The 12647-nt window shown below is 35.6% G+C and carries 9 protein-coding genes and 1 pseudogene; 6 read left to right on the top strand and 4 right to left on the bottom strand.

What is annotated here, in order from left to right; genetic code table 11:
* From ACG9ZL_RS07840 to metC, 4 genes are all read left to right on the top strand, one after another.
* The gene (locus ACG9ZL_RS07840; RefSeq protein ID WP_419359675.1) at positions 1-1353 is read left to right on the top strand and encodes an MFS transporter; all 1353 of its coding nucleotides are present in this window, start codon (positions 1-3) and stop codon (positions 1351-1353) included.
* Between the two features lie 48 nt (positions 1354-1401).
* A complete protein-coding gene (locus ACG9ZL_RS07835; RefSeq protein ID WP_419359674.1) occupies positions 1402-2295 on the top strand; it encodes a LysR family transcriptional regulator in 894 nt (297 codons plus the stop codon).
* A gap of 201 nt (positions 2296-2496) precedes the next feature.
* Positions 2497-2967, top strand: a complete 471-nt coding sequence (locus tag ACG9ZL_RS07830) for an Lrp/AsnC family transcriptional regulator (RefSeq protein ID WP_419359673.1) — start codon at positions 2497-2499, stop codon at positions 2965-2967.
* Positions 2968-3313: 346 nt separating this feature from the next.
* The gene (gene metC, locus ACG9ZL_RS07825) at positions 3314-4483 is read left to right on the top strand and encodes a cystathionine beta-lyase (RefSeq protein WP_419359672.1); all 1170 of its coding nucleotides are present in this window, start codon (positions 3314-3316) and stop codon (positions 4481-4483) included.
* A gap of 82 nt (positions 4484-4565) precedes the next feature.
* Here metC and ACG9ZL_RS07820 read toward each other — a convergent pair whose 3' ends face one another.
* From ACG9ZL_RS07820 to ACG9ZL_RS07805, 4 genes are all read right to left on the bottom strand, one after another.
* The gene (locus tag ACG9ZL_RS07820) at positions 4566-4880 is read right to left on the bottom strand and encodes a hypothetical protein (RefSeq protein WP_419359671.1); all 315 of its coding nucleotides are present in this window, start codon (positions 4878-4880) and stop codon (positions 4566-4568) included.
* Positions 4881-5099: 219 nt separating this feature from the next.
* Complete coding sequence (locus ACG9ZL_RS07815) at positions 5100-7361, bottom strand: ATP-binding cassette domain-containing protein (RefSeq protein WP_419359670.1); 2262 nt, start codon at positions 7359-7361, stop codon at positions 5100-5102.
* Between the two features lie 555 nt (positions 7362-7916).
* The gene (locus tag ACG9ZL_RS07810; RefSeq protein ID WP_336951112.1) at positions 7917-8903 is read right to left on the bottom strand and encodes an NAD(P)H-quinone oxidoreductase; all 987 of its coding nucleotides are present in this window, start codon (positions 8901-8903) and stop codon (positions 7917-7919) included.
* A 65-nt stretch (positions 8904-8968) separates the two neighbouring features.
* Positions 8969-10414 carry a coniferyl aldehyde dehydrogenase gene (locus ACG9ZL_RS07805; protein WP_336951113.1) on the bottom strand — a complete coding sequence of 482 codons (1446 nt, stop codon included), beginning with the start codon at positions 10412-10414 and terminating at the stop codon, positions 8969-8971.
* A 404-nt stretch (positions 10415-10818) separates the two neighbouring features.
* On the opposite strand from ACG9ZL_RS07805, the pseudogene ACG9ZL_RS07800 reads away from it, so the two are divergent.
* Positions 10819-11196 (top strand): annotated as a pseudogene (locus ACG9ZL_RS07800) (alpha/beta fold hydrolase); the annotation flags it as partial.
* A gap of 198 nt (positions 11197-11394) precedes the next feature.
* Positions 11395-12633 carry an NADH:flavin oxidoreductase/NADH oxidase family protein gene (locus ACG9ZL_RS07795; protein WP_336951114.1) on the top strand — a complete coding sequence of 413 codons (1239 nt, stop codon included), beginning with the start codon at positions 11395-11397 and terminating at the stop codon, positions 12631-12633.
* Positions 12634-12647: the final 14 nt, after the last annotated feature.

Below are 12647 nucleotides of genomic sequence, written 5' to 3'. Positions count from 1 at the left end.
ATGCAAAGCATAAATGCAAATGAAATTATTGATCATGCCAAATTAAAAGCCATTCATTGGCGGGTGATTTTACTCAGTGCATTGATCATTATCTTTGATGGTTATGATTTAGTGATTTACGGTGTTGCTTTACCCAAGTTAATGGCAGAATGGAAAATTGACAGTATTACGGCTGGATTTCTGGGCAGTGTCGCTTTATTTGGGATGATGTTTGGTGCAATTATTTTCGGTAGCCTGAGTGATAAATTAGAAAGCTATGGATTTAGCCGCAAAAAATTAATTATTTTATGTATCTGTTTATTCAGTGGTTTTACTTTAGTTTGTGGTTATGCCAATAATCCACAAAGTTTTGGAGTTTTTCGGTTTTTGGCTGGTTTGGGATTAGGCGGGGTCATGCCAAATGTAATCGCCTTGATGACTGAATACGCACCTAAAAAACTACGTTCAACCTTGGTTTCCTTAATGTTTAGTGGTTATGCAGTCGGTGGGATGTGTTCAGCTTTATTAGGAATGTGGTTAGTCCCGCAATTTGGTTGGAAAATCATGTTTATTCTAGGAGGAACGCCACTTTTACTCATTCCGATAATCTGGAAGCTGTTACCCGAATCGATTGATTATTTGGTGCGCCGTGATAAAACTGACCAAGCCATTGAGATCCTTAAACAAATTGACGGCAAAATTACCTATACGTCTCAGACTCAAATTGGTCTTCATCAAGACAATCAATCTACCTCTAAAACCCCGATCAAGGATTTATTTGCAGAAAATCGTGGGATGGTGACACTCTTATTCTGGGGCAGCGTATTTATGGCGCTTGTACTGGTCTATGCTTTAGGTAATTGGTTGCCTAAATTAATGGTAGAAGCAGGCTATGACTTATCGACCAGTCTGGTTTTTCTATTGGCTTTAAATATTGGTGGAATGCTTGGTGCAATTTGTGGTGGCTACTTAGCGGATCGTTTTAATCTGGCAAAGGTATTATGCTCACTGTTTTTAAGTGGCGCGATCGCATTAATCTTACTGAGTTATAATTTACCAATGGTCATTCTTTATTTTTGTATTGCGGTTGCAGGTGCTGCATCAATTGGTGGGCAAATCTTATTATTGGCGTATATGTCCCAATTTTATTCATCCAATATTCGTGCAACAGGCTTAGGAATGGCTTTAGGTGTGGGGCGCTTAGGCGCAATTTTAGGGCCAATCTTATGTGGTTGGCTGTTAAGCTTAAGTCTGCCCATTAATTATAATTTTATCGCATTATCAATCCCTTGTATTATTGCGGTAATGAGTGTTTCAATGATTCGCTTACAGTTGAAAAAAACAAAATTGGCGGTGAAAGCGGTACAAATCTAAAAGTAGAGCAGGGAGGTCTACCTCCCTCATTCAATAGAGATATGACAATTGATTGATCTAAGTCTTATTAAAGTTTTTATTATCGTTTTTGAAACTAAAAATATTAGTCATGCAGCTGAGCGCCTCAATTTAAGCCAGCCATCTGTCACCTACAATCTAAATCGCCTACGTAAATTTTTAAATGATCCTTTATTTGAACGAGACAAATTTGGAGTCAAACCGACCAAGTTGGCACAAAGTTTATACCCAAGCTTTAGGCAAGCAATTACCGATATTGAAATGGCAATTACAGCTTCTAAATACTTTGACCCAAAAACGTCAACTCGGATATTTCGTTTAGGCTTATCTGATTTGGGTGAAATATGTTTACTACCTTCTTTAATTCAATACCTTTCTAAAGAAGCACCATTTATTAAGGTGGAAATTGAAGAAATTCAATCGCATAAAGTTGAAGACTGGCTGACTGAAGGTTTTTTAGATGTTGCTGTATTCAATAGTAGTTATACCGTTATGCCTAAAATTGAATCACGTAATTTATTTGAAGAACGCTATATGTGCATTGCGCATAAGTACCATCCACGTATCAGGGATACACTGAGTTTAGAACAATATTTTCAAGAAAATCATGCTGCTATTAAGTCTTCAACGGGTCACATTGAAATTGATCAAAGGCTGAAGGAATTGGGCTTAAAAAGAAAAATCATGCTTGAGCTTCCTCATTTTAGTGTTTTACAAGATGTGGTGACCAGTTCTGAATTATTGGTGACCTTGCCTTCACGAGCAGCAAAAGTATATGCACGTAATGGTGATGTGAACATTTTTGAATTACCATTTTCAGTTAAACCCTTTAATGTGAGTACCAATTGGTATAACCATCGAGATGATATAGAAGCCCGAACTTGGTTTATACAAACGTTACAAGAACTTTTCCAAGCGTTGTAACGCCGTATTCTTATGAACAATGCGTTAAAAAGTAGTGGATAGAGTCATAACTTATCTGAACTAATCTTTATTTGAATGAGAGTTTCAAGTAATCAGCATTAAGAATTAAAAATCTATTTATCTTGTCAAAAATAGAATATCATTCCAATCATCGATAAATTAGTGACTCATTTTTTTAATTTCTTATATAAAGTGAACTGCATGAAATTACAGCTAGATAAATATGATCGTGGAATTTTGGAACTCTTGCAAAAAGACTGTACCTGTGCAATTGGTGATATCGCAGATCGTATTGGATTAAGTAATACCGCCTGTTGGCGACGCATTCATAAAATGGAAGAAGAAGGAATTATTCGCGCTAAAGTTGCTTTATTAGATTGTAAAAAGTTAAATATCAACGTGATTGTTATGGTTTTTATTAAAACAGCACAACATAATGCAGAATGGATTCAAAAATTTCACAATCATATCCACACAATCGATGAAGTTATAGAAGTGTATCGGATGGCTGGAGAGACTGATTATTTGTTAAAAGTCGCTGTACCCGATGTTCTTGAGTATGACAAAGTCTATAAAAAAATAATTCAAATTTCTGGTCTTACTGATGTGAGTTCGAGTTTTGCAATGGAGCAAATTAAGTATACAACTGAATTACCTTTAAATTTTCTTTGAGCATTGATGTTTTTGCATAAAAACCAAAGTCCTCAATAGTCTATATTTCTTTTAGGCTTTGATCTGTGAAATGCTTTTTACAAAGGAATCGAACTATCTCAATGACTATAGAAAGGTAAATAAGCCTTAAAAATTATTCAATAAAGCACTGAACATATCACTCAGCCAGATTATCAGTATTTACCTTATCATGTCATTAAGGGAATAAAATTCCCAGTAAATGTTAAAATACGGATTTATATTCTATATTTTTTAAAAAATAGTGATTTATTTAAAATAAAAATTCTATGCATTTTATCTATCATTGGTTGTAGAAATATTTCTTAGAAATCATGCTGGTGTTGCTATGAATCATTTTTGTACACAAGTCATAAATTTGGGAAGAACCCCTCAGCGTTTTGATGGTTTGGTGAATACACCTGTTTATCGAGGCTCAACTATTGTTGTCGATAGTTTTAAAGAATGGGAAGATCATAAGCAAAATGGCGGTGTTTATAAACATTATGGCCGTTTTGGTGCTGCTACAGCAAAGTCTTTTGAAAGTGCAATTAATGCATTAGAAGGTGGGGCAGGATGCATGGTTTTTCCATCTGGACTATCGGCTTGTACACATGCATTAATGGCATTCGTTGCAGCAGGTGATCACGTTCTTATTGCTGATAATATTTATGGGCCAACACGAAGTTTTGCAGACAGTATGTTGCCCAAACTGGGAATCCATGTTGAATACTTTAACTCATGTGATTTAAACGAGTTAAAGAGCAAAATTAATCAAAAAACCAGCGTGGTCTTTGTAGAGTCACCGGGTTCAATTACTTTTGAAATTAGTGATATTGCTGCAATCTCAGAAATAAGCCATGCTAGGAATGCCAAGGTTTTAGTAGATAACTCTTGGGCAACGCCATTGTTTTTTCAACCTTTAAAACATGGTGCCGATGTCTCAATTCAGGCTGTCACAAAATATATTGGTGGGCATTCTGACATTCTCATGGGGGCTGCAACTGCAAATGCAGCATCGATTGAGCAATTAAATAAAGTTGTGCATTTTTTTGGTGAAACGACAAGTCCAGATGATATTTATTTAGCTTCACGTGGATTAAGGAGTTTAGCTGTCCGCTTAAAACAACATGAAGAGAATGGCGTGATACTTGCTCATTATCTAAATGAACATCCAGCAATCGATGTGGTAAATCATCCAGCTTTAGCAATGAATCCATATCACAAACTATGGCAACAGAGCTTTTCTGGGTCTACAGGCTTATTTTCTTTTTATTTAAAACAAAACAATCCATGTTTTGTTGAGGCTTTCTTTGATTCTTTAAGGCTTTTCCACATTGGCTTGTCATGGGGTGGATTTGAAAGTTTGATTTTGCCAGTTGGAACGCCTTATCGAACTCAAAGTCATTTGCCTAGTCCTGGATATTTGGTACGTCTACATGCAGGACTTGAACATGTAGACGATTTAAAAGCGGATTTGGAGGAGGCACTAACTATTGCTCAGCGTGCGATAGCTTAACTCTTGTAGTTTTACGTTTTCTTAATTCCCATTTTAATTGTTTTATTAATGTTGAATATCTAAAGCTTGATTCTACCAACCATTAATTTAAATGGTTGCTGAAGTCATTTTTTAATTCTTTTATTGTTGGAATAGCAGGGTATTCAGCATCTAATCTACGTCCATTCCTATTGATTTTCTTTTTTCTATTTGGCTTTATTCTTATAAAAACAAGCTCATCTGGTTCATTTCTATGGTTGATTTCACAAATCATAACTGTTCCAAATTTCTCAATAATTGTATGTTTTGGAAAAGTTCTTTTAACTAATTCTTTTAAATTATGTTTATTGGATTTTTTACTTTTAATGATAAGAATTCCAAGACCCACAATGATTAAAACAATAACTAGAATTTTCATTTATTTTCCATGAAAACAGGGTGATTTCTCATCTAAAATATACTCAAATGTTAATCTATATGAATGATTAATCTTATATTTTAATATAACTGTTCTATATTTCATTAAATCATTCATTTTAGATTTTTTAAATTCTGAGCAAAAATTGCACATTTAAGTACTTTTGAGCAAATACATTCACATTTTTCCTTAACAACTGGAAAGTGACTATTCATATTTTTACAGCTCTAGATATTTTTTTAAATAGAGCCCCGTTAAGGATTTTTCAAATGAGAGTAAGTCGCTAATTGTTCCAGAGAATACCAATTCACCACCGTTATCTCCAGCCAATGGGCCAATATCAATCACCCAATCTGCTTGAGTCATGATATCTAAATTATGTTCAACAACAATGACGGTATTGCCTTTTTCAACTAAGTTATTTAATAACTCGATCAATCGTTCAGTATCAGAAGGATGTAAGCCTGTGCTTGGTTCATCCAATACAAAAACATTATCTGTTTCATTGAGCTGCTTTGTGAGTTTTAGTCTTTGACGCTCACCTCCAGAGAAAGTATTTAAGCGTTGGCCAATTGCAATATAGTCTAAACCCAAGCTCACTAGAGAATTAAATTGCTGCTGTAAATTGTAATCTTCAAAAAAATGACTAGCTTCACTGACAGTCATTTTCATAAGTTCAGCAATATTCTTATCTTTATAATAATATTTTAACACCTCTGGTTTATATCCCGAGCCATGGCATAAGTCACACGTCATTTCTACATCATCTAAAAATGCCAACTCAATTCTCTCGATACCTGATCCTTTGCATTGAGGGCAAGCCCCTTCACTATTAAAACTAAACAGCTTAGCACTAACTTTATTTGCTTTTGCAAATAGTTGACGAATCGGATCAAGAAGGTCTAGATAGGTAAGTAAATTTGACCGAATACTTGCAGTAATTGCAGATTGATCAATGACTTTCGTTTCAGGGTATTGTTGCGGTAATACTTTACTTATTAAAGTACTTTTTCCTGAACCTGCAACTCCTGTAACAACAGTGAAGCAATTTTTAGGGATAGCTACATCAATATTTTTCAAATTGAATAAATGGGCATTCTTAATCGAAATCCATTCATGACTGACACGTGGGATTTTCTTATAGGTATTGGGTCTTCTAAAAAATTGACCTGTTAAACCAGACGAGTTTTTTAATTCCGCAAATGTTCCTTGGTAAATAATCTGACCACCGTTTGCGCCAGAAAGTGGTCCCATATCAATAACATGATCAGCAGTTCTAATAAGATCAGGATCATGTTCAACAAGCAATACGCTATTTCCTTTATCTCTAATTTTTTGAATGATTTTAATAATATTATCTAAATCTTTTGGATGCAGCCCCACACTTGGCTCATCAAAAATATACAGTAAGTCGACTAAGCTATTCCCTAAATGTTTGACCATCTTGATTCGTTGAGACTCACCACCAGACAAGGTGTTGCTTACACGATTAAGATTTAAATAGCTGAGGCCGACCAAGTTTAAGTTCATTAATTTGTTAATGATCTCATATAAAACAGTTTCAAATTTCTCACTTTTTATCGACTCTATAAACGCTAAAAGCGCTGACACAGATAGGGCAGTACAATCAGCAATATTTTTACCATGAATTTTACAAGATAAAGATTTTTGATTAAGCCGTTGTCCATGGCATAAAGAACATGGTTTGGTGCTAATAATCTGCTCAAGTTTTTCTCGATAACGATTTCGTTCTTGTGCTTCACCTTTTAAAAAGTTACGTTCAAATCGGGTAATCAGTCCTTCATAAAGGGCCGTTTTTTTCCATTCACTTTTTGGATTTAAAGGTTTATGCTGGGGAGCGTTCAAAAACAAATCCCATTCTTTTTCACTATAATCTTTTAATTTTTTATCTAAATCGAAATAACCAGAATCAGCATATCTCGTCCAACGCCAAGCAGTGGGTTGATAGGTAGGGAAGTTGATAGCACCTTCTTCATTCAAGGATTTATTTAAATCTAATATTTTATAAATATCAATTATTTGCTCTAGACCTATGCCTTCGCATTGTGGGCACATACCATTGGGATGATTAAAAGAAAAAACATTTGAATAACCAACAAAAGGTTCACCCATACGTGAAAATAATAGGCGAAGATTTGCATAAATGTCTGTAATTGTTGCAACGGTTGATCGGATATTTCCTGTTAATGGTTTTTGGTTGATAATCACAGGAACATTGAGATTCTCGATTTTGTCAACATCCGCAACTCCAAAATGCTGCAGACGGTTGCGAACAAAGCTGTCTTGAGTTTCATTGATCTGTCTTTGCGCTTCAGCACCAATAGTTTCAAAAACTAATGATGATTTTCCTGAACCTGAGACTCCAGTAAAAACAACAATTTCATGTTTGGGAATCTTCAAAGAAAGATTTTTTAGATTATTTTGCCTAGCTCCGTAAATATTTATTGTTCTTTTAGTCATATGAGATCACTTGAAGTTAAGGATTTATAATAAAGATAAGACAAAATTTATAAAAAGGATGTATATGTTTATTAAATAAAAAGTTTAAATATTAAAAATTTTGATCTTTCCTCCACATTAGTGATACACAAGTGTTCAATAAAGTTAATGTATCAACAAGCACATACGAAAAACAAAATGGGGCAAGAGTTTTGTATATGGAATAAGACTTGGAAGAAAGCTTATTTAACTTATGTTCACCTAAAATCTACTTTATAGGCTAAAAACCATATATATCATTTTAATTCAATTGCTTATAACAAAATATACCTTAAATTAAAAACCAAAGTTCATGAACTGTAGTATCTATTTAGGTGAGAGAAATTTTATACCATCAGTTTTTTTAAATATTAATACTATGATTTAACAATACTCAAAACGGATTGTAGTTAAACATTGATTCGACATAATTTATGATATTTTTGATCCATCGATAACGAGCTCAACACACTTTGCCACTTAGACTAAGATCATTAAAGGAGTTATGAGAATCTTCTCTTGACTCCCTTTTTTAAATTATCTTTTGATAACTAATGCTAACTTCCCAACATGTTTTCCTTGCTGTAACAATTCATGAGCTTGCCGCGCATTTTCAAGATCAAAGGATTGATAAAGTATCGGTTTGAGTTGTTCTTTTGAAATTAAAGGCCAAACTTTTTCCTGAAGGGCAGCCATAACTTCAGCTTTGGCTGTAGCAGATTGGGAACGTAACGTTGCGCCAGTATGAGTAAGACGTTTTGCCAACATTGGGAAAATATTGACTTTTTCTGCAAGCCCTTTTAGGACACCAACTTGTAAAATAGTGCCATTCATAGCTGCAACCTCATAGTTTTTCTGAATGTAATCGCCTGCAATAATATCTAAGACAAAATCTACACCTTGACCATTGGTATGTTTTTTTATTTCTTCAACAAAATCCTGTTCTTTATAATTAATCGCAACATCAGCGCCAAGTTCTAGACTTGCTCGTTGGTGTGCAGTACTAGAAACTGTAGTAAAAATTTGTGTAGCACCAAAGGCTCGCGTCAGCATAGTTGCGGTAGTTCCAATGCCAGAAGTGCCACCATGAATTAGAATAGAACTGTTTTCTCTAAATTTTGCATGTTGAAATAGATGAGACCAAACTGTCATAAATGTTTCCAGCAGAATTCCACCCTCTATTAAGGTTAAACCCTCAGGAATAAACAAAACATTATCTTGATGTGCAATCACATATTCAGCATAACCACCGCCTTGTACCAAAGCACATACTTCATCACCAACTTTCAACTTACGTACAGATGAACCTACTGCTTTCACTACACCTGAGACCTCTAAACCAGGGATGTCTGTCACACCTGGAGGCGGAGCATATAAACCTTGTCGCTGCATTACATCTGGCCCGTTAATACCAGCAGCAACCACTTCAATTAAGACGCCATCATTACTTAGCTCAGGAATAGGACGTTCACTTACTGTAATAACTTCAGGACCGCCTGCACCATTAAATGTAATACATTTCATAAATGTCTTTTCCTTATCATTGTTGGAAATGGGATTTTGAATCGTCAATCTCGTTTTAAATAAAATTAATTTGAAGAAGGTCTCTTACCTAAAGTGATCGCTAATGCAAATGCTATAAATTTACCAAAAGGAGCATGGAGCAGACTTGGAAAGTTCCACCGGCCTTGATCAAATACACCTTTGGCATGACTCATCGAACGAAAGCCCTCAATTCCATGATAGGCTCCCATGCCACTTGGACCTACTCCACCAAATGGAAGATCATCTTGCGCAACATGGATAAGGGTATTGTTAATGCCTACATTCCCTGATGTAGTACGACTTAGTATTTTTTTGCAATCTGCATTTTTTTCACCAAAATAGTAAAGAGCTAAGGGTCTATCTCTCGTATTAATATAGTTAATCACTTCATCAACACTGCGATATGTACGAACAGGAAGAATTGGACCGAATATCTCTTCTCGCATAATGGCATCATCATCTTTTGCACCGATAACAAGAGTTGGGGTGAATGTACGTTGTCTATTAATTACAGATTCAGGTCTAATACCTACTTCAACAATACGTGCACCATTTTTCTCAGCATCTTTAATCAGATTTTGCAAACGGTTGTAATGTCGTTCATTCACAATGGAAGTGTAATCTAAGGTATCAGGACCATTTGGATAGAATTTTTTAACTGTTTTATCATATTGATTAATAAATGATTCTAGATCATCTTCATGTACCAAGGCGTAATCTGGTGCAACACAAGTTTGCCCCGCATTAGACAATTTTCCATAAGTAATACTCGTCAAAGTTCTTGAATTGACATGACCTTTAGCGACAATCACAGGACTTTTCCCACCTAACTCAAGCGTAAGAGGGACAAGATTATCACTTGCAGCTTTCATCACTTTACGACCAACAGGTGTGCTACCTGTAAATAAAAGATGATCAAAGGGCAAGGCGCTGAATTCTGCACCAATTTCAGGCCCTCCAAGAACAACTGCAACCTCATCTAGTGGAAATATATCTGCCAACATTCGATAAATGACATCACTGGTACGAGGCGTTAATTCTGATGGTTTTAACATGACTCGATTCCCAGCAGCTAAAGCAGTCGCTAATGGAATCAATGTCAATGATATTGGGTAATTCCAAGGTGCCATAACACCAATGACACCTTTAGGTTGATATTCTACACGGGCAGTCGCAGAACGATAAAATAAACTGACATGGCGGTGTTCAGCTTTCATAAAACGACCTAAGTTTTTAGTCAGATAATCTATAGATTGAATGATACCCAGCAACTCCATCACATCCGTTTCATGATGTGAACGATGTCCAAAATCTTCACTTACGGCGGTCTGCAATTCAGTGCGGTTTGCAAGCAATGCAACACGTAATTTTTTTAAATTTGCTTTTCTTTGGGACAAAGTTGTTGGCTCTGATCGGAGAAAAGCTTGGCGTTGTTGATCCAAAATTTTATTCAAATTTTCAATTGGATGGGTCTTATTTAAAGCATTCATTTTTTCACCTCACGATATGAAGACAACGATTAATGCCTACATGAATGTGTAACTCGTTAAGATAACTATAAGATTAAAGTCAACTTTAATGTCAACTGAAATAAATCAAAAATTAAAAAATAATTTGTAGAGGTGTAGGAAATGTATAAGCAAACTTTGATAGGAAATACGGGGAATAAATAAATCTTTTTCTATTCAACAATCACTGACTAAAAAATCAATTTTTTAAACTTAAACTTTTGCAATCAAAACTGACTAAAAGCATTGAGCTTGAGGTGAGCTTTAATCTTAATATTGAATAACTATCTGAAGAGATAGTGCCGTATTTATCCAATTTACCAACATTGACGACAACATAAATTAGTAATCAAATTGTGCAATTTTTGCATCATTAGCTTTTTAAAAATCGTGCTGAGTTTTATTAAAACCTACCAGCAGGACCGTTTTATGGGTTCAAGCGTGATGGTGTTGACCCATCTGAACCTATTTTTGGAATTGGTGGCGTCAAGGTATGATGAGTGGGGCCAAAGCACACTATGATGGGATTGTCGCATTCTCTCAGACTGATTTTACAGAAGATTTAAAAAAAGATCTCTGTTCCAGTATGAGTAATGCATGGTGATGATGACCAAATCGTACCTTATGAAAATGCTGGGGCTTTGTCTGCCAAACTCTTACAAAATGGAACTTTAAAAATTTATAAAGGTTTTTCAGATGGAATGCCCACTGTGAATGCAGATGTTATTAATCCTGATTTATTAGCATTTATTCGTGAATGGTGAGTATGAGTCATACCTTAAGCATGTTAAAAGATAGAGGCAAATAAAGCCTCTATCTTTTTAAATTAAAAGCACAAATTTTTTAATAAGCTATTAATTAATAAATATTTTGATAATTATATTAATTAACTCAAAAAAATCCATTGACATTAAAGTTGGCTTTAATCTTAAAGTATAACCATACCAAAACAGGACACCGAAATGAAAGTGTTTGATAAATTAGTTTTACCAAATGGCTCCCAAATTCAAAATCGAATTGCCAAAGCAGCCATGGAAGAAAACATGGCTGACTTAAACCATGCACCATCAGAAAAACTGATGCATTTATATCAAGCATGGGCGAATGGTGGAGTAGGGCTCATCATTACAGGAAATGTTATGGTTGATCGTCGTGCTATGACAGGACCAGGTGGTGTGGTTTTAGAAGATGATAAATTTATAGATACTTTTAAACGTTGGGCACAGATAGGGCGCTCACAAGGTGCGCAAGTTTGGTTGCAAATTAATCATCCCGGTCGCCAAATGCAATCAAATTTAGGACAGGAAACATGGGCACCCTCTGCTGTAGGACTAGATTTAGGGAAAATGTCTGATCGTTTTAGTATTCCGATTGAAATGACTCAAGACATGATCGATGAAGTCATCCAACGTTTTGCAAATACTGCACGTTTAGGTGAGCAAGCAGGATTCACTGGTGTTGAAATCCATGCTGCACATGGCTATCTATTGAGTCAATTCCTCTCACCTTTAAGCAATAAACGCCAAGACCAATGGGGTGGCTCATTGGAAAATCGCGCACGAATCCTAATTGAAATTGTCAAAGCAGTGCGTGCTGTGGTTTCACCAACATTTACAGTTGCAGTGAAACTTAACTCTGCTGATTTTCAACGTGGAGGTTTCAGTGCTGAGGAGGCACAACAAGTCGTTTGCATGCTTAATAAATTGGCTGTTGATTTGGTAGAGCTTTCAGGTGGTAGTTATGAGGCACCAGCGATGCAAGGTCAATCAAGAGATGATCGTACATTAGCCCGTGAAGCATACTTCTTAGAATTTGCCCAAGAGATTGGTAAAGTTGCAAATATGCCTGTCATGGTGACAGGCGGAATACGTCGTAAACAAGTCGCTGAAAAAGTAATTGAAAGTGGTGTAGATATGGTCGGTATTGCGACTGCATTGGCGATTGATCCAAACTTACCAAATAAATGGAGGCAAGGACAAAACGTAGCACCTGAATTAAAACCAATTACTTGGGACAACAAAACCTTAGCGTCACTTGCGAGTATGGCGACAGTTAAATTCCAACTACGGAGGTTAAGTCTGGGCAAAAAACCAACCCCTAAAGTCTCACCTTTATGGGCATTACTAATACAACAAGCAGCGATGGCACGTCGTACTCATCAATATAAAAAGCGAATGCGCGATTATGCATTTTCGTCTTAAATACCGAGGACAGA

It is taken from the genome of Acinetobacter legionensis, from assembly GCF_048551735.1.
Taxonomy (GTDB): Bacteria; Pseudomonadota; Gammaproteobacteria; order Pseudomonadales; family Moraxellaceae; genus Acinetobacter.
This window is presented reverse-complemented; position numbering and strand designations above follow the sequence as displayed.

Bases quoted from the DNA above. Each gene is read 5' to 3' on its own strand.
- ACG9ZL_RS07840 (WP_419359675.1), top strand. From the start codon at position 1: ATGCAAAGCATAAATGCAAATGAAATTATTGATCATGCCAAATTAAAA.
- ACG9ZL_RS07830 (WP_419359673.1), top strand. From the start codon at position 2,497: ATGAAATTACAGCTAGATAAATATGATCGTGGAATTTTGGAACTCTTG.
- metC (WP_419359672.1), top strand. From the start codon at position 3,314: ATGAATCATTTTTGTACACAAGTCATAAATTTGGGAAGAACCCCTCAG.
- ACG9ZL_RS07820 (WP_419359671.1), bottom strand. From the start codon at position 4,880: ATGAAAATTCTAGTTATTGTTTTAATCATTGTGGGTCTTGGAATTCTT.
- ACG9ZL_RS07815 (WP_419359670.1), bottom strand. From the start codon at position 7,361: ATGACTAAAAGAACAATAAATATTTACGGAGCTAGGCAAAATAATCTA.
- ACG9ZL_RS07810 (WP_336951112.1), bottom strand. From the start codon at position 8,903: ATGAAATGTATTACATTTAATGGTGCAGGCGGTCCTGAAGTTATTACA.
- ACG9ZL_RS07805 (WP_336951113.1), bottom strand. From the start codon at position 10,414: ATGAATGCTTTAAATAAGACCCATCCAATTGAAAATTTGAATAAAATT.
- ACG9ZL_RS07795 (WP_336951114.1), top strand. From the start codon at position 11,395: ATGAAAGTGTTTGATAAATTAGTTTTACCAAATGGCTCCCAAATTCAA.